This window comes from Methylomonas sp. EFPC3, from assembly GCF_029643245.1.
Lineage (GTDB): Bacteria > Pseudomonadota > Gammaproteobacteria > Methylococcales > Methylomonadaceae > Methylomonas > Methylomonas koyamae_B.
This window is the reverse complement of record NZ_CP116398.1, coordinates 3,473,217-3,490,693: the sequence shown is the minus strand read 5'-3', so window position 1 is coordinate 3,490,693 and position 17,477 is coordinate 3,473,217. Positions and strand designations below refer to the sequence as shown.

Here is a 17,477-nt window from a genome sequence, read left to right as displayed (position 1 = left end):
GCAATAGATGCAGCGGGAAGCGGCTAGTGCGTAGCCGGCGGGCCGGTGACTTTGATGTTCTGCTGCACCGTCGGCGAGACGCTGGGCAAACTCGGCGTCGCCTCCGATGCGGTCGGATCGGCGCCGTCGTGCAGCACCTGGTTTTCGGTTTTCTTGTTCATCACCACAATCGATATCCGCCGGTTCATCGGATCGTTCGGATTCTCGAGCTTATAGGGAATACTCGAGGCCAAGCCGACCACGCGCAACACCTTATCGTCGTTCAGGCCGCCCTGGTTCAATTCGCGGCGGGCGACGTTGGCGCGGTCGCTGGACAATTCCCAGTTGGAATAGCCGGTGCGGTTACTTGGAAACGGCAGGGCATCGGTATGGCCGTTGATCGAGACCTTGTTCGGCAGCTCGTTGATTACCGGCGCCAGCTCGCGCAGAATGGCCTGGGCGTAACTTTCGATCCCGGAGCTGGCCAGCTTGAACATCGGCCGGTTTTGGGCATCGACGATCTGGATTTTCAAGCCTTCCGGCGTCGACTCCAGCTTGATCTGGTCTTTGTATTCGCTGAGCTTGGTATTGGCTTCCAGCATGTCCTCGATTTTTTCCTGCAACTCCTCCAGCTTCTTTTTTTCCTGCTCCTCGGCCAGTTTTTGGATATCTTCCGGCGTCGGTTCGGCCGGCGGCGCTTCGCCCTGGTGCACCTGGCCTTCGTCCTGCGATTTCAAATCCTGGCCGCCGGCCTGGATGATGTTGGTGCGGTCGCCGGAGCCCTCACCGGGGTTATTGGCTATCGCTATACCGAACGGATTCTGGAAATATTCGGAAATACCTTTTTTGGTGACTTCATCGGTGGTACCGAGCAACCACATCAACAAAAAGAAGGCCATCATTGCCGTCACGAAGTCGGCGTAAGCGATTTTCCAGGCGCCGCCGTGATGGCCGCCGTGACCGCCTTTCTTGACTTTTTTGATGATTATCGGTTGTTCGGCCATGCTCGCTTACCCCTTATTTACCGCCCTTCAAGGCTTCTTCGAGTTCGGCAAAGGAGGGCCGGGCAGAATGCGGAATCGCTGTGCGCATGAATTCCACCGTCATCGCCGGCGAAGTACCTTTGGCGCAATTCAACAGGCCTTTCTGGGTGCACTTGTAAGCATTGCTCTCTTCTTCCAGGCGGGCTTCCATCACCGACGCCACCGGACCGATAAAGCCGTAAGACACCAAAATACCGAGGAAGGTACCGACCAGCGCCGCGGCAATCAGTTTGCCCAGTTCGGCCGGTGGAATGCCCACCGATTCCATGGTGTGCACCACCCCCATCACCGCCGCGACGATACCGAAGGCCGGCATGCCGTCACCGACTTTTTGCACGGCCTTGATCGGCTCGTTACCCTCGGCGTGGTGGACCTCGATCTCGGCGTCCATGATGTCTTCGAGCTGGTTGACGTCGACCCCGGTCAGGATCAACCGCAGTTTGTCGCAGATGAATTCCATCAAATGGTGATCGTGGACCACCTTCTCGCCGAATATCGAGCTGCCTTCCGGATCGTCGACAACCTTTTCCAGCGAGAGCAAGCCTTCCTTGCGCGCCTTTTGGCTCAATGCGTTAAAACTCATCAACAGCTCCATGTAGTAATCCTTGGTATAGGTGCTGCCTTTCAAGGTGGCGGTACCGCCGGCCATGGCCGCTTTACTGACCGTCAGCGAGTTGCTCGCCAAAAAGGCCCCGAACGCCGAACCGACGATGATCAATACTTCCACCGGCTGCCAAAGCACACCGAGGTGTCCTCCCGCCATCAGGAAGCCGCCCAACACGCAGCCCAAAATGACCACATAACCGATGATTACAAACATGGTTGCCTCTACAACAAAAAGTTAAATCCAATTGGCGCCGGACCGGCCCGGCGGACGCGACCGCCTAAGTCTAGTCCAGCTTGGCCGGACTTGCGCTCAGGCAGCGTGGTCGGCTTTTTTCAGCACCAACTTGCTGATCGCCGGCAACACGATAAAGGTACACGTCATAATCCAGAAAATACCGATGGTGATGACCAGACCCATGCTGGAAATCCCCTGGTGCGGCGAAAACGCCAGGCCGACGAAGCTGGAAATTGTAGTCAATGCCCCGTAAAACATGCCGCGCGCGGTGCTGGATTGGTAAATATTTTGTTCTTCCGACAAGGAGTGGTGCAGTTTTTCCACCATATGGATACCATTATCGACACCCAAGCCCATCAATAAAGGCAGGGCGATGATATTGGCGAAATTGATCGGCGTGCCGGTAAATACCGTGGTCGCCATCGTAAACAAGCCGGCCAGCACCAACGGCGCCATTACCAGCAGGGTATCGATCACGCTGCGGCGGATGAACATCAGCAGCACCGCAATCGCCACCAGGGCGATGATAATCGCCTCCTGGAAGGCGCCGATCACGGCTTTCATCGACTCCCAATACATCACCGGCAAATCGGTCGCGTTCGGCGCCACGGCCTGCACGTCGACGATGAAACGCTGCAGATTGACCAAGTCGTTCAAATCTTCTTTCGGGAAAATTTGGATCCGATACAAGCCGTCCTTACTCAGCCAGCGCTCCCTGATCTCGTCCGGAATGCTTTCCGGCACGATTTCGGCGGCACGGAAACCGGTCAGCAATTCGTTCATCACGGTTGGCAGCGTACCGAGCAACGAAGTCTGAATTTTCTCGATGAAGACACCGCGATCCGGCTGCATCCGCGCTTCCAGTTCCAGCTGCACATCCAGCAATTCCTGCTTGAAGCGGCTCAAGGACTGAATATCGCCCGGATTGGTCTTTTTCGGCAGATTGGCGTCGATCGCCGCAATCATGCGTTTGATCGCCGGCAACGGATCGGCGCCGCTTTTCAATTGCGGAAACGACTGGCTTTGCGGCCCCAACGCCAGCGCCATATCGTCGATCACGCCAAGCTTTTCCTCCTGGTCTTCCGGGACGAAATCGAACAGGCTGACGGTCTTATCGACGGTTTTCAGGGCCGCCAATTTGGTTTGCATGGCTTTGGCTTCGGCTTCGCTTTTGACCAATACCGTCAATGTCATCGGCGAGGTTTCCCGCTCCTTCATCAATTCCTTGAAGGCAACCACCGACTCGGTATGCGGGTCGCGCAGATTCAGCGGATTGAAATCGGTCTTGACCTGGAACACGAAATACACCGCGGCGATTGCGCCGGCCAGGGTCAGAAACGAAATCGGCTTGGCGTAGTGCAGGGTAAAGTGGGCCAGGGCCAGCGACAATTTGGAGGCGCCGGGCTGCTCACCGTGCAGATTGTGGTAGGGCGGATTCGGCAGTACTTTCAGTAACACCGGCAACACCGTCAGCGTGACGAACAGGCAGATAAACAAACTGGTACCGGCCAATAAACCCAGCTCGGAGATGCCCTGGTAATCGGTCGGAATAAACGCATACAGACCGATCGAGGTGGTGCCGGCGCATAAAATCAGCGACGGGCTGGTCGCCAGCAAGGCGGAACGGATCGCCTTACCTTTGTCGCTGCCGTGCAGATCCAGATTGTCCCGGTAACGCAGGCAAAAATGGATGGCGTATTCGACGCCCAAACCGATGTTGGACACGGCGAAGGCCACCGAAATCAGGTTCAACTGTTTCACTGCGACCGAGGCGAACAAGCCGCAAAACACCATGCCCAGCGCCAGCGTCAACAGCGTGGCCAGCATCAGCAGCCAGGAGCGGTAAGCCACCAGCAGAATGCCGCAGACCAACACCACCGAGAAAATACTGGCGGTGAAAGTACCCTCGCTCATGCCGGCCATTTCGTCGTGCTCCAGGCCGACTTCGCCGGTGATCCAGACTTTGACGGCCGGCATGTTCGGGTCCTGAATTTTATTGGCCGCCTTGCGGATCACGTCAATCGCCGGCTCGACCGGCAGAATCTGGCTGAAATCGAATTTGGGGGTGACGAAGATAAAGGCCTTGTCGGACTGCTCTTCGCTGATTTTGTTTTCGGCGATCAATTTTTGCCAGGACAGCAGGTCGGTCTCGCCGTTCAGGGTCTTGTGCAACGAATTGCTGACTTTGTCGATCAAGGACATCAAGTCGATCGGCACTTCCTCGGTCTTGGTTTCGGCGTTCAGCGCATCCTCGAAAATCGAGAAAAAACCGTTCAGACTCGGGTCCTGCGAAATCCGGCCGATGAAGGGCTGGGCTTGGGCCAAGGTAACCGAGAAATCCTGCAATTTATCGGCGTCCAGATACAGCAGGCCGTTGCGTTGGAAGAATTCGTTTTCGTCGGGCCGGTAGACCTTGGTGAAATGGTCGGTATCGGCGCGCAATTCGCGCCCCAGGCGCCGGGCCGCGGCTTTGGTCAGTTCCGGACTGGACGATTCGATCACCAGCAGCAGCGTATGCACTTCCTGGCCGAACTGCTGCTCGAACTTGCGCCGGTTTTGTTGAAACGGCGCCTCCGGCGCAATCAATTCGGCGGTATCGGTATTCACGGTCAAGTGGTTGCCGGTGTACTGCAAGGCCCAATAAGCCGCCAGCACCGAAACCAACAGCACCAGGACAGGGGAATACAGCAGCCAATTACCCCAGCGGTAGGCGAAATGCCCCAAACGGTTTTCCAAAGACATAGTTACCCACTCACCACGGTATCGATCAAATAAAGCGTGTAAGCCGCGTACACCGCCAGCAGCACGCCGCCTTCGACACGGTTGATGCGGCCCTGCTCCCGCTTACCGGCATAACCCAGCGCAAACAGCGACGCGGTCAACAAGGCCATCAGCGGCCAATCGCGGTTGACGATTTCGACCGGAATCGACATCGGATGGATCGCGCCGGCCAAGCCGACCACGGCCAAGGTATTGAATAAATTGGAGCCGATGATGTTGCCCAGAGCCAGATCGTGTTCGCCTTTACGGGCCGCGGCTATCGACGAGGCCAATTCCGGCAGCGAGGTGCCGATCGCGACGATGGTCAAGCCGATGATCAAATCGCTGACGCCCAGATTCTGCGCAATCGTCACCGCACCCCACACCAACAGCCGGGAACTGATCATCAGCAGCAATAAGCCGCTAACCAGCCAGATCGTGGCCTGGGCAAACGACATAGTGTGCTCTGCCAACTCTTCCGCCACTTCGTCGGCCAACACGTCAACCTTCTGCTTCAGGCCCTGGCGCACCATCCAGGTCATTACCCCAACGAAAACCGTCAATTCCAGTATGGCATCGGTCCGCGACAAACTACCGTCGTAGAGCTGGCCGAAGGCGAATACCGTCACGCCCATCAATACCGGCAATTCTTTCTTGATGATTTGCGAGTGAACCACGATAGGGCTGATCAAGGCCACCGTACCCAGGATCAAGGCGATATTGGTAATGTTGGAACCGTAGGCGTTACCCAAAGCGATACCCGGATTGCCTTGCCAGGCCGATAAGGCCGACACCGTCAATTCCGGCGCCGAGGTGCCGAAACCGATAACCACCATACCGATCAATAGCGGCGACATGCCCAGAAAACGCGCGATCGCCGCGGCGCCTTCCACAAAAATATCGGCACTCCAGACCAATACCACCAGACCGATGACTATCATCAACAACGGCAACGCCATAACCTACCCTTCAATGTTAAAGATCAAAAAACCAAACCCGCCGCAAGCGTGGCGGAAAACCTCAATCAACGGTCCACTGCACCAGACCGCTGTAGGCCGTTGCCAACACGACGATACCGAACACGATCCGGTACCAGGCGAAAATAATGAAATCGTGGTGGCTGATGTAACGCAGCAAGCCCTTCACCGCCACCAACGCGCTGACGAAAGCGGCGGCCAGACCGATCGCAAACGACAACACGTCGTTATCGGCTTGCAGCAAATCGCGGTGTTTGTATAAGTCGTAGGCGCTGGCCACCACCAGCGTCGGAATCGCCAGGAAGAACGAAAACTCGGTGGCCGCTTTGCGCGACAAGCCGAATAGCAAGCCGCCGATAATGGTCGAGCCGGAGCGCGACATGCCCGGAATCAGCGCGAAAGCCTGGGCAATCCCCAACTTCAACGCATCCAGCGCCGACAAATCGTCGACGGATTCGACCAGGACTTTGTGCTCGCGTTTTTCGGCCCAGATGATGATGAAGGCGCCGACGATGAAGGCCAGCGCCACCGGCACCGGTTTGAACAGCGTCGCCTTCAGGAATTTGCCGAACAGCAGACCCAGCGCCGCCAACGGCACGAAGGCGATGGCCAGATTCAACACGAACTTCTGCGCCTGCCGCTCAGTAGCCAGGCCGCTAAGTACCGAACCGATCTTGGCCCGATACTCCCAACAAATGGCCAGGATCGCGCCAACCTGAATCACAATGGTGAACAGCTTGGCTTTGTCGTCGTTAAAATTCAGCAAATCGCCGGCTAGAATCAAGTGGCCGGTGCTGGAAATGGGCAGGAATTCGGTTAACCCTTCGACAATGCCGAGGATCAGGGATTTGACGAGTATTGAGATATCCATATTAAGTCAGCGCTGAGTGCCAGCCGGCACGGTGGTTGGGGTCGACCGACGATGCGCCCGAACAAAGCCGTTACGGCCGCATCAAAAGCCACGTAAACGGGGCGGAATTATATTCGAAAACTCAATTATCCCGTAACTTTAGCCGCAGTAGTTCAAGCAATTCGCGCACAAAATCGGCCCCGGCGGCGACCTGATCGCACCGCCAAATCGGTTTTGCCGGGATTCCGCCGATCTGTCAGAATCGGCCGCAAACCGCTGTAACGCCGGGAGAGTGCCAGCCATGACCACGCAATATCCGCAGCTGATCCGGGCCCTGTGCGATCCGGCACGCTACCCGCATCCGGTCCGCAAGGTCGAGGTCCTCGAAACCCACATTTCCTGGGTGCTGCTGGCCGGCCGTTATGCTTATAAAATCAAAAAGCCGGTCGATCTGGGATTCCTGGATTTCAGCGACCTGCCCAAACGGCGATTTTTCTGCGAGGAAGAACTGCGGCTGAACCGGCGTCTGGCGCCTTCTCTTTATCTGGCAACGGTTGCCATCGGCGGCAGCGCCGAACAACCGGAAATCGGCCGCGAACCGGCCATCGAATATGCGGTAAAAATGCGTCGTTTTGCGGTGAATAAAACCCTGGACCACCTGTTCTGCCGCCAAGCGCTGGCGCCGGAACATCTCGACCGCCTGGCTCAAAGTCTCTCCGCGTTTCACGCCGCACTTCCCCCGGCAACAGCCGATTCGGTTTACGGTACGCCGGCCGCGGTGATGGCCCCGGTCAGACAAAATTTTCAGCAATTGCGGTCGCTGCTCGAAACGGCGGATTGGCCAATGCTCGACCGCTTGGAAACCGCCTGCGAAACCGAATACGCCGCCGGCGCGGCCCTGATCGGCGAGCGGCGCCAACAAGGCCGCATTCGCGAATGCCACGGCGATCTGCACCTCGGTAATATCGTGCTGTTACGCCAGCGGCCGGTACCCTTCGACGGCATCGAATTTGCGCCGGAACTACGCTGGATCGACCCGATCAACGACACCGCCTTCCTGGTGATGGACCTATTGCAGCGCGGCCGCGGCGATCTGGCCTACCGCTTTCTGAACGCTTACCTGGAACACAGCGGCGATTATGCCGGCCTGGGCCTGCTGCGGTTTTACCTGAGTTACCGGGCGACGGTGCGGGCCAAAGTCGCCGGCTTTCGTTTGGCGCAGAGCGGCGATCCGGCCGCCAAACGCGAGTGTCTGGCCTACCTGGAACTGGCGAGCAGCTGCCTGACGCAACGCAAACCGGCGCTGATTGTGATGCACGGCCTGCCCGGCAGCGGCAAAAGCCGCGTCGCCCGTTGGTTATCGCAGCAATACCGCTTGATCCGGCTCCGCTCCGACGTCGAGCGCAAACGCCTGTTCGGCCTGCCGCCGCTGGCGTCCAGCCGGTCCGCAACCGGCGGCGGCATTTACCGGGCCGATGCCGGCCGGCAAACCTATGATCGGCTGCTTGAACTGAGCCGGAATTTGCTGGCCGCCGGTTTCGGCGTGATCGTCGATGCCGCGTTTCTGCAATACGATCAACGCCGGCCGTTTCGAGAGCTGGCGGCACAGGTCGGCGCCGGATTTGTTTTGGTCGCGGTTGAGGCCGAGCCTGCTACCTTGCACCAGCGGATAATCGAGCGGCAGACCGCCGGCAACGATGCGTCGGAAGCCGGCCTGGAAGTACTGGAGCACGCCCGCCGGAACCTGGAAGCCTTACAGGCCGACGAAACCGCCGGTAGCGTAGTGTTCGATAACAATGCCGACCGGCCGGCAGCGGAGGTTAACAGTGAATTCCGGCGGCAATTGGCCGAACTGGCCGGATTGAGGGCTGAACCGTGAAAGCGATGATTCTGGCGCGTGCCGGCACCCCGCTGCGCCTGACCGATATTGATTTGCCGGTTCCGGCGGCCACTCAAGTGTTATTGAAAGTCCGCGCCTGCGGCGTCTGCCGCACCGATCTGCACATAGCCGACGGCGAACTGGACCGACCCAAATTACCATTGATTCCCGGCCACGAAATCGTCGGCGAAGTGATTGCCAAAGGCTCCGGAGCCGACCGTTTCGGCGTCGGTCAGCGCGTCGGCGTGCCGTGGCTGGGCCATACCTGCGGCAGTTGCCGGTATTGCCTGAGCCGGCGGGAAAATCTGTGCGAAGCTCCCGGCTTCACCGGCTACACCTTGGATGGCGGCTATGCCGAATACGCGGTCGCCGAACAGGATTACTGTTTCGCGCTGCCGCAGAAATACGGCGACAGCGAAGCCGCCCCGCTGCTCTGCGCCGGCCTGATCGGCTACCGCTCCTTGGTCGCTGCCGGCGATGCCGAAACCCTTGGCATATACGGCTTCGGCGCCGCCGCCCACCTCATTGCCCAGGTCGCCGTCTGGCAGGGACGGCGCGTATTCGCCTTCACCAAACCCGGCGACTGCGCCGGCCAGGATTTTGCCCGGCAACTCGGCGCCGAGTGGGCCGGCGACTCGACCCAACCACCGCCGCGCCCGATGGATGCGGCAATTCTGTTCGCACCGGTCGGCGCCTTGGTTCCGGAAGCGCTACGGCAGGTCGCGAAAGGCGGAACCGTGGTTTGCGCCGGTATTCACATGAGCGAGATTCCGGCCTTTCCCTACTCGATCTTGTGGGGCGAACGCACGCTACGTTCGGTCGCCAACCTGACCCGCCAGGACGGCGAAGCCTTTCTGGCGATAGCCGCGCAAGCACCGCTGAAAACCCACGTCCAAACTTTTGCGTTGGCCGAGGCCAACCTGGCCCTGGCGCAATTGAAAAACGGCCGAATCCAGGGCGCGGCGGTTTTGATCCCCTAAAATCAGGCCGCATTTATCCGCTTGACGGCAAAAGGATTTTCTTGCCGCTACCGCTTGGACATCGGCCAAATCGAGGTAAATTAGCTTTCGAGGGCCGGCATTTCCTAGCCCAGGCGATCTTTGTTAGAATCGCTGCCGATTCAAAGAAAAAACACCCTAAAAAACACCACCCTAAGCCATGAATAAAAAGAAAATTATAATATTCGCCGTTTGCTTGGCCGGTCTGCTTGCCATCCAAATCAAGTTTTTCCTGCCCTTCATGTACGACATCGCCGCATCCGACCTGTTTTTGGTCGAGAGCAAAGACGTTGCCAATCCCATGGCAATCAGCACCGACATGACCGCTATGGCCTTCGGCCACTGCAACACCCACATCAAGCAAAACGCGGAAGAAGGCCAAAACCTGACTTTCGCCGCGCAGCCGACCAACGCCTGGAGCTTGGGTAATTACGAATACATCGTCAATGCCGACGTCGAAATCAGCGGCAAGGACAGTCCGGCAACATTGCGCCACTACGCCTGCCGTATCCAATACGAAAAAGGCGACGACACCTCCGGCGCCGCCGACTTCGAAAACTGGTCGGTGGAAGGCATCGGCGGCCTGACCGACTGAGCCGCATAAGCAACACCGGACAGCACCAACAAAAAAGCCCGCCAGGCTCAGCAGCCTGGCGGGCTTTTTTATGCGATCAAGCGCTGGCTCTGCTGACGCCAACGCTCAGAAGCTATAAGAAATTTCGCCATAAACCGTCCGCCCGGCTTGCAGGAAAAACGCCGAGTATTCCCGATCCAACAGGTTGTTAACCGAAAAAACTACGACGGCGTTCCGGCAACTTCACTGTGAAGCAATAACACCCACCTTGTATAAAAACCCTTCGATAATTCTGCACCGCCTTACGCCAACCGTTATACGCCGCACCGCGGGAAGTCACATGACAAAGCGCGCCTGAGGACTCGATTTTGATCCGTCGGGCCATAAACGGAATATGGTCGTAGTGCAACCAATGTTACCAAGCTAGACCTGACCCCATTTTACGTGTTGATGGCGTTGTTAGAGCTCAACTGTCTATTCCTTGAGTTCCACTGACAAAGCCTTCGCTCCAGGGAACGCCTTTTCAATATAAGTGCGTAGACGCTCAAATGCAGATTGGAGCTCTTTCACCACGTCATCACCTAGCCCGTATATTGAATCGGTCATATCTTTGAGAATTATGATCGTCGCTCTATCTAACCCAATATCTGGCCCTTGCTCAGAAACACGCCGTTGCATTACTTCATGGCGTAGGCTTCGCTCCTGAAGTGCACCTACCAATGTCTCAAACTGGTGTGCAGCAAGCATAAGTTCGTTTAGGAGCTGTGCTCCTTCACCTTTCAGCATAAACGTGAGAGATGCGACATCAAGACTAGGAAACTTGGCGTGAATTGTAAATGGCGTAAGCGTTAAGTGGCGTTCTGGGTCCTTGTGCTTTGGGTCGAGCACCTGCTTCTTGATGTTCATTGCGCCACGAAGCTGAACTGCAATAGCAAACTGCGCTGCCTTTGCTGCGGCCAAATTAGCATCGCGTTCTTTTGCTTCCGCGTGCCTGCGCTCAAACAGAAAAGCCAAATAGGCGCCGAGGAAAGTGCCGGACAGCGCCGAGATAGAAGTTTGCCAGTTGTCCTGGAGAAACGTAGATATCCATGTAACAACTGTCTCGATATCGGTAGGCATTTTTGAGCTCTAACAAGTAATTAGATGGTTTCCGTATAACTACCGAAAAAATGATCTTCGAAACGATAATTTATTGTTCCGCATATGAATTTCGCTTCTGTATATCACCGCAGATCAATTGATTTGACGGGCAACTATCGGATAGCCGACATTGAATCAGATTAAGCGGTAGACAGCAACGAGTCGATTACGCCAGTTTGCTGCGTCCAAAAGCCCTAATTCACCACAGGCATGCTCGGTGGCCGGACAACGGAAATACGATCTATAGAACTTAATCGCTGTAGACATACGTGAGGGGATGTTTTTCTACGCTAGCACTGCGCCGATTCCGATCAAAGCCGCCACTGATTTCGACTCAAAATCACCAGACATGAGCAACCTACCCACCCAAGTAGTGCAGTCGTCTTCTGACATTGACAGCAATAACCCGCCTCGACTCGGAAAAACTATTTTGGCTTGGAATTGCTACCGGCGGATTTAACCGGAGTATCGAGGCAGGTCCGTAAATCCGCCGTTCGGTTGTATTTAAAACAGGGTCCGCTCCACCAGCCAAAACGCGCCCATCAAGCTGACCGCGACCGAGCCGCCCTTCAAAAACCGGCTGGCCGTTGCGACCTGATTATTCAGCCACCAGATCAACGGCAGCACCAGCGCCGCAACGGCAATCTGTCCGCTTTCTATGCCTAAATTGAACGCCAGCAGCGGCAACAAAATCCCGGTGTCGGCCGCCGAGATGTTCATTTCCTGCAACACGCCGGCAAAACCGAAGCCGTGGATCAGACCGAAACCGAAGGTCAGCCAGTGCCGGCCCTTGGGCTGGTCGCCACGGACAATGTTCTCGATGCCGACGTAGATAATCGTCGCGGCGATGAAGGGTTCGACGAAACTGGCCGGCAGTTCGACCAGTCGCAATCCGGCGCAGGCCAGGGTGATGGAATGGGCGATGGTAAAGAAGGTGATGATCTTCAACGCCGGCCACAAACTATGTGTCACCGCCAATAATGCAAACAGGAACAGCAGGTGGTCGTAGCCGGTCAGGATGTGTTCGATACCCAACTTAAAAAAGTCGCCGAACGCCGCGAACGCAGCTTGGGGGGCTGCCGAGTCCGCGACGGCGGCGAGTGTCAGGAGGTATTGGTCGTCGTTGCGGCCCAGCATCTTTTCGGCCAGCGACTTCCCGGCGACATCGCGTACCGTCAAGTACTGCTGGTGGCCGTCCGGCAGCAATGCCAGAAATCCGGATTGCACTCGCAACTGGCGTTGCACCGCCAGCGGATACTGCAACTCGACCTGGGCATTGTTCTTGCCGTCGTAACTGACCGGGCCGGGCTGACTCTGCACCTCGACGCCGTCAACCGCGATACGCAATTGTTCTGCCAACAGTTTGGCGATGGCGGGCTTGGCCGCTTCGCGTTCGGCATCGCTGACTTCGGCGTCCAGATCGCTATCCATCGCTACGAAGGCTTCGATATCCTGCAATGCAAAGGTTGCGGTGGCCTCGACATGGTCCGGTTTCAAGGCCAGATCCAGCGAGCTGAGCCCGGGCGGATGGGCGTCGGCCCGACCGGCTATCAACACCAGCAGTAACAACGCCAACCCGAGAGCCGGAAGTCGAATTGTCATGCCGCTCACCTCAGAAATTGATGGTAATGGTGCCGCGAAACATGCGCGGTTCGACCGGATGCTTCAGGATGCCGAATTGGTTGGGCGAACCGTTCGGATAAGAAGATTCATAGGCATAGGCGATGTCGTTGCTTTGCGAACCGAGGATGTTGAACACGTCGATCTCGAATTTGTAGCGTTTCTGCTTGTAACCGGCGCTGAGGTTGACGATGTTGGTGTCGCCGGACCAGTAATCGACGTTGGTATCCGGATCGCGATCCAGATAGACCCGGCCGAAATGCCGCAAGCGAATGGCGCCGAATAGGCCGTTCGGCGCTTCGATCGTGGCGCCGGTGGAAACCACCCGGCCGACCGAATTCGGAACGTAAAGATTGTTGTCGGCGTATTTGGCGGTGGTCAGCGCAAAGTCGGCATCCAGCGTCAGCCAATCGAACGGTTTGTAGTAGTTGGTCAATTCGACGCCGTAACGGTGCGATTTGCCGGTGGCTTCCGTAGTGCCGGCGTCGCCGACGAACACCAGTTCCTGGCTGGATTCCAGCCACCACAAGGCGAAGGTGCTGTTCAGGCCCGGCACATAGTTGCTGCGAATACCGGCCTCGCCGCCGCGCGACCAGGCGGCGGGACGAATGCGGGCGGCGGCCGAGTCGACCGGACTGCCATCGGTTGGATTAACTTGCAGGGTCGTGCCGCGGGCATCGTTGGAGTGGTAACCGTAACCGGCGTTGAAGAAAAACTCGGTGTCGTACCAGGGCCCCAAGACCAAGCTGATTTTCGGGCTGACCATAACCTTACCGCGGCTGCCCGAGTTGGCCGCAATCGTCGATGCCAGGCCGCTACCGGTGGCGGCGACCTCGACGTCATTGTTGATAAAGTCGCCGCGCAAACCGGCAATGGTGCGGACTTTATCGTGCCAGTGTGTGGTGTTTTTGAAGTACGTGCCGACCGTGGTGACGCCGACATTGTGGCGACTGACGGTATTGACGATTTGACGGGCCTCGGTTTCGTACAAGCCCAAATCCATGATCTGGTCGTTGCGGAATTGCAGACCGACGCTGTTATCCATTTCGAAGCCGAACAATTTGTTGTAGCGGGTGTGTTCGAAATGGCCGCCGGTTTGCACCCGACGCTCGGATTGCAATATCTGGTCGCCGCCGGCACCGCGGGTAAAACCGCTGAAATTGGAAAACAGGTTCAGGTCGGTATACAAGGCATAGATATTGGCGTCGTTTTTCCAGTTACCGCCCTGATTCCAGAAACTGGCGGAGGCACTGTAACGGTTGGTTTCGCCGCCGTCGGTCGGGTCCATACTGCCGTAAAGCCCGAGACTGCCGTTGTCGATCGCCGCTTGCGGAATCTGGTTGGTCGCCGTCCAACTGTTGGTATAGGCCTTGCCGTTGATCGACATGCCCCAATCGTCGCCGCCCAGGGTGTAACGCAACTGGCCGTTGAATTTCTTCGAGTCTTCCGGCACTTGCCAGACGCCGTCGTACAGATTGAATTCGCCGGCATAGAGCAAATCGCCGTCGCCGACTTTCATCGAGTTGGCGACCAGCGTGCGGTAATAATCGAACGAACCGGCGGTGAATTTCAAAATGCCCTGGTCCAGTTTGTCCATCGTGAACATTTTGGCGTAACCGGCGGCGGCAAAGTCGCCGACCTCGGCGTAATAGGGGCCTTTGCCGTATTCGACTTTCTTGACCAGTTCCGGAATGATGCTGTTGATGTCCATGTAACCCTGGCCGTGGGCGTGGGTGGTCATGTTCATCGGAATGCCGTCGACGAAGGTGGTGAAGTCGGTGCCGTGATCCAGATTGAAACCGCGCAGGAAGTATTGGTTGGCCTTGCCGGAGCCGCTGTGCTGGGTGGCGATGGCGCCGGGCACGACTTCGACCAGCTCACCGTTACGCGAGAACGGCCGATGTTCGAATTGCTTCTGGCTGACTTCGCCTTGCGAGGCCGACGGCGCGATGCCGATCAGATTTTTGCCGCGGCCGTCTTCCTCGACTTGCACCGCTTCCAGTTCTTCCGACTTTTCCGCTCTTTTGGCTTTTTTGACGGTTTTGGCTGCCGGCTTCGCCTCTTCGGCAGCGGCGACGGCGATCGTATCCGCCGTATCCGGCGCCGGCTCGGCCCACACGTCGGCCCCGGCCAGACCAAGGGCGATTTCCAGGCCGACGGCCATTAGTGTTTTGGGAAACAGCGCGGCGCGCCGGGACAGGCGTAGTGGGTACATATTCTTCCTCATAGTGCGAATATCGTTGCGGTCGTGGTTGTTATGAACACCGGTCTCGAGCCGGATTGGATGTGGAAAGCGGTTTTGCTCGCGGCAAACGAGCGGGAACGGCCGGCGCCAAGACAGTACCGGGCCAAGCCGTTGCCGGCGGCGCAAAAGGCGGTCGCGTGCAGGCGGTAAAAGTTTCGGGTGTCGGGAGCGGCGCCAAAAGATTCGGCGCGGATTTGCTGAATGGATTCAGCGGATACGGAAGGGGTGGAGCGGAACGCTAAAGAAATCGGGGCGGGGCTTGCGGAAACGGAACACGGCGGCGAAGTGCGACCGACACCGCTGCTGAGCAGTTGGGTACCCGGTGTCTGGTTGATATCCGGAAAGCGCTGTTTAAAACCGCTCAGGCAATTGCGGGCCATATCGGCCAGCGCCACAGCAAAGCAATCAAGCACCGGCAATACGCCCGCCGCAACCGATTCGGCGCCAGCGACCGCAAACCCGGCGGGCGGTTTGGCTAGAGCGGCTTTGGCGCTACTGTTCGCCGCCGCGCCATGGGAATTCTCGGCAGCCAAGTCCCAGTCCCCCCCGTAGCCTGCCAAATTGGCGGAGTAAAACCCCGCATCCGCCTGCAAATGTGTCCAAGCGGCAGGCTCGGCCGTTTCGGTCGGGCCGGCTTTGGCCCATACCGACTGCGAAAACATCGCGGTCAATAGAAAAGTCGCGGCCAGCGCCACCAACTTGGCGACCAAAATTCCGGCACCGTGCAGCAGCAAGGTCGCCAGCATAAAGCCCAGCGTGTAAGAAATCAGACTGGCGGAGGTGGAAATTTCCTGGCCGTGGGCAAAGCCGTGGAAAAAGGCGAAGAAGGCGACGATCAGCACGTTGATTTTGCCGCTGAAGCGAATCTTGCGCGTGATCAGCAAAGCGAATACCGCGCAAGACAGCAGAATGATGCCTTCGACGCTGGGTATCGTGATCCCGGCGGCGCCGGCCAAACCGCCCAGACTCATCACGCCGACGAAGGCCAGCGGCAGCATCCAGACGGCATGACCGCGCAATTGCGCGGCCCAAATTCCGACCGCCAGCATCGCCAGCAAATGATCCCACCCGGCCAGCGGGTGGTTGAAGCCATTGTTCCAGCCCAGCGCGTCCAATCCGACAAATTGCACACCGAACCAGGCCACCACTGCCAATAACGGCAAACCGAAGCCGAGCAGCCGCAGCCCGGCAGGCAACACTTCGGATGGGGAGCGAGAACGGCGCAATTTCATGGTTTACCGACGCGAACAGCCTGCAAAATTCAAATCAAATGCCAGTTAAGACGAATAGGCCAGGAATCATACGATACATATCACATTTTTAAAAATTATGAATAATAAATAAAATGTCTTATTATGCCCCGCAGCAGCGGTTTCGAACCGGCTCAGCTATGCGGATGAATATGCGAATGGCTATGGCCGTGGTGGTCGTGTTGGTGGCTGACAGAGGCCATTTTCACCGGCACCATGTTAAGCGAAGCGTGGCGGACGCCGGTTTCGGCGGACAGCTTGTCGGCAAACCCGCGGATGCGCGCGGTCAGCCCGCGCAGAAACAAGGTTTCCAGGCAGTCGTCGTGATCCAGATGCACGTGCATCGACGATACCACCAGATCGTGGGCGTCGTGCTGGTGGCCGGTCAGGCGCTCCGCCAGGTTGCGTTCGTGGTGGTTGTAAACATAGGACAGCGTGGCGATGCTGTAGATGGCTTGATCCTGTTTCAGCCGTTTGGTCTCGATTTCCTTGCGCAACAGGTCGCGGACGGCTTCGGAGCGGTTGGAATAGCCGCGGGCGGCGATCCATTGGTCGAATTCCGCCGCCAGCTCGTCGCTGAGAGAGATAGTAAAACGTTCCACAGCAAGCTCCTGTTCTTATAGTCGTTATAGGAGCCGGCGATTATAGCGCAAGCGGAACCCGCACCGCGCCAGCGGCAAAGCGGGTTATTCATGAAAAGAGCCGGGGTTACCGGCCGCGATTCTTAGGGAGAGGCTGAATGTCCACAGGACATTACACACATGACAATTTCGGCAAAATCGTGATTCGCACGCAAGTGGGGATTGCGCTGGCCCTTTTACTCTGCTTACCGCTCGCCAATTTCTGGTTTCCCAGCGCCTACAGCCTCAAGGCCGGCATCCACGGCCTCAGCGCTATTCTGGCGGTGGTCGTCGGTACTTATTTGACGCATAGGGCCTTACCGTTGATCAAAGGCATGCACGTCAATTTGGAGTCGCTGCGCCGCTGGCTACTGGTAGCCACCCTGCTGAACTTGGCCGGCGCGATCAGCGGTAACTGGATCTACATGCGTTACCGCGGCCAGGACGGCCCTCGCGACTGGATCTTGGAGCGGGTGCCGGCAATCCACAACGTGCTGATGGAATTCAAGGAATTCGTCTCGTTGTTTCCGTTCCCGTTAATGCTGTCCGCCACCGCGCTGTTGTATTACTACGGCTTGCCGATGCAGACCCGGCGCGACCTGTGCCGCTTCGTCGGCATCACGATTCTGGTGTCGTGGAGTTTTCTGATGCTCGGTTTCGTCGTCGGCCTGGTGCTGGCCAAACTGCGCTTCGTTTGAACC

14 protein-coding genes are annotated in these 17,477 nt (G+C 57.5%); 4 read left to right on the top strand and 10 right to left on the bottom strand.

Going from position 1 to position 17,477, the window contains the following annotated elements:
* Positions 1-23: 23 nt before the first annotated feature.
* The 5 genes from motB to PL263_RS15645 all read right to left on the bottom strand — a co-directional run bounded on the left by motB (position 24) and on the right by PL263_RS15645 (position 6,471).
* Complete coding sequence (gene motB, locus PL263_RS15665; protein WP_140910722.1) at positions 24-983, bottom strand: flagellar motor protein MotB; 960 nt, start codon at positions 981-983, stop codon at positions 24-26.
* 13 nt (positions 984-996) lie between these two features.
* Positions 997-1,842, bottom strand: coding sequence for a flagellar motor stator protein MotA (gene motA / locus PL263_RS15660; protein ID WP_140910723.1), 846 nt, complete (start codon positions 1,840-1,842; stop codon positions 997-999).
* Positions 1,843-1,938: 96 nt separating this feature from the next.
* On the bottom strand, positions 1,939-4,605 hold the full coding sequence (locus PL263_RS15655; RefSeq protein WP_278210219.1) for an MMPL family transporter: 2,667 nt from the start codon (positions 4,603-4,605) through the stop codon (positions 1,939-1,941).
* A gap of 2 nt (positions 4,606-4,607) precedes the next feature.
* Complete coding sequence (locus tag PL263_RS15650; RefSeq protein ID WP_278210218.1) at positions 4,608-5,582, bottom strand: calcium/sodium antiporter; 975 nt, start codon at positions 5,580-5,582, stop codon at positions 4,608-4,610.
* 61 nt (positions 5,583-5,643) lie between these two features.
* Positions 5,644-6,471, bottom strand: coding sequence for an undecaprenyl-diphosphate phosphatase (locus PL263_RS15645; RefSeq protein WP_278210217.1), 828 nt, complete (start codon positions 6,469-6,471; stop codon positions 5,644-5,646).
* A 280-nt stretch (positions 6,472-6,751) separates the two neighbouring features.
* On the opposite strand from PL263_RS15645, the gene PL263_RS15640 reads away from it, so the two are divergent.
* From PL263_RS15640 to PL263_RS15630, 3 genes are all read left to right on the top strand, one after another.
* Positions 6,752-8,329 (top strand): bifunctional aminoglycoside phosphotransferase/ATP-binding protein, encoded by a 1,578-nt coding sequence (locus PL263_RS15640; RefSeq protein ID WP_278210215.1) that lies wholly within the window; start codon positions 6,752-6,754, stop codon positions 8,327-8,329.
* Positions 8,330-8,334: 5 nt separating this feature from the next.
* Positions 8,335-9,309: a zinc-dependent alcohol dehydrogenase family protein gene (locus tag PL263_RS15635; RefSeq protein ID WP_278212887.1), complete on the top strand. Its 975-nt coding sequence runs from the start codon at positions 8,335-8,337 to the stop codon at positions 9,307-9,309.
* A 178-nt stretch (positions 9,310-9,487) separates the two neighbouring features.
* On the top strand, positions 9,488-9,922 hold the full coding sequence (locus tag PL263_RS15630) for a hypothetical protein (RefSeq protein ID WP_140910729.1): 435 nt from the start codon (positions 9,488-9,490) through the stop codon (positions 9,920-9,922).
* 453 nt (positions 9,923-10,375) lie between these two features.
* Here PL263_RS15630 and PL263_RS15625 read toward each other — a convergent pair whose 3' ends face one another.
* The 5 genes from PL263_RS15625 to nikR all read right to left on the bottom strand — a co-directional run bounded on the left by PL263_RS15625 (position 10,376) and on the right by nikR (position 16,758).
* The gene (locus tag PL263_RS15625; RefSeq protein WP_278210213.1) at positions 10,376-11,020 is read right to left on the bottom strand and encodes a hypothetical protein; all 645 of its coding nucleotides are present in this window, start codon (positions 11,018-11,020) and stop codon (positions 10,376-10,378) included.
* Between the two features lie 525 nt (positions 11,021-11,545).
* Positions 11,546-12,643 carry a HupE/UreJ family protein gene (locus PL263_RS15620; RefSeq protein ID WP_278210212.1) on the bottom strand — a complete coding sequence of 366 codons (1,098 nt, stop codon included), beginning with the start codon at positions 12,641-12,643 and terminating at the stop codon, positions 11,546-11,548.
* Between the two features lie 10 nt (positions 12,644-12,653).
* Positions 12,654-14,876, bottom strand: a complete 2,223-nt coding sequence (locus PL263_RS15615; protein WP_278210210.1) for a TonB-dependent receptor plug domain-containing protein — start codon at positions 14,874-14,876, stop codon at positions 12,654-12,656.
* Between the two features lie 8 nt (positions 14,877-14,884).
* A complete protein-coding gene (locus PL263_RS15610) occupies positions 14,885-16,138 on the bottom strand; it encodes a HupE/UreJ family protein (protein WP_278210208.1) in 1,254 nt (417 codons plus the stop codon).
* A 152-nt stretch (positions 16,139-16,290) separates the two neighbouring features.
* Positions 16,291-16,758 (bottom strand): nickel-responsive transcriptional regulator NikR, encoded by a 468-nt coding sequence (gene nikR / locus PL263_RS15605; RefSeq protein WP_278210207.1) that lies wholly within the window; start codon positions 16,756-16,758, stop codon positions 16,291-16,293.
* 137 nt (positions 16,759-16,895) lie between these two features.
* Between nikR and PL263_RS15600 the strand changes: the two genes are divergently transcribed.
* Positions 16,896-17,474, top strand: a complete 579-nt coding sequence (locus PL263_RS15600; RefSeq protein WP_278210206.1) for a hypothetical protein — start codon at positions 16,896-16,898, stop codon at positions 17,472-17,474.
* The last annotated feature ends 3 nt before the right edge of the window (positions 17,475-17,477 follow it).

Coding starts and splice junctions, on each gene's coding strand:
- PL263_RS15615 (WP_278210210.1), bottom strand. CDS start 14,876: ATGTACCCACTACGCCTGTCCCGGCGCGCCGCGCTGTTTCCCAAAACA.
- PL263_RS15600 (WP_278210206.1), top strand. CDS start 16,896: ATGTCCACAGGACATTACACACATGACAATTTCGGCAAAATCGTGATT.
- PL263_RS15625 (WP_278210213.1), bottom strand. CDS start 11,020: ATGCCTACCGATATCGAGACAGTTGTTACATGGATATCTACGTTTCTC.
- PL263_RS15630 (WP_140910729.1), top strand. CDS start 9,488: ATGAATAAAAAGAAAATTATAATATTCGCCGTTTGCTTGGCCGGTCTG.
- motA (WP_140910723.1), bottom strand. CDS start 1,842: ATGTTTGTAATCATCGGTTATGTGGTCATTTTGGGCTGCGTGTTGGGC.
- PL263_RS15635 (WP_278212887.1), top strand. CDS start 8,335: ATGATTCTGGCGCGTGCCGGCACCCCGCTGCGCCTGACCGATATTGAT.
- PL263_RS15655 (WP_278210219.1), bottom strand. CDS start 4,605: ATGTCTTTGGAAAACCGTTTGGGGCATTTCGCCTACCGCTGGGGTAAT.
- PL263_RS15645 (WP_278210217.1), bottom strand. CDS start 6,471: ATGGATATCTCAATACTCGTCAAATCCCTGATCCTCGGCATTGTCGAA.
- motB (WP_140910722.1), bottom strand. CDS start 983: ATGGCCGAACAACCGATAATCATCAAAAAAGTCAAGAAAGGCGGTCAC.
- PL263_RS15610 (WP_278210208.1), bottom strand. CDS start 16,138: ATGAAATTGCGCCGTTCTCGCTCCCCATCCGAAGTGTTGCCTGCCGGG.
- PL263_RS15650 (WP_278210218.1), bottom strand. CDS start 5,582: ATGGCGTTGCCGTTGTTGATGATAGTCATCGGTCTGGTGGTATTGGTC.
- PL263_RS15620 (WP_278210212.1), bottom strand. CDS start 12,643: ATGACAATTCGACTTCCGGCTCTCGGGTTGGCGTTGTTACTGCTGGTG.
- PL263_RS15640 (WP_278210215.1), top strand. CDS start 6,752: ATGACCACGCAATATCCGCAGCTGATCCGGGCCCTGTGCGATCCGGCA.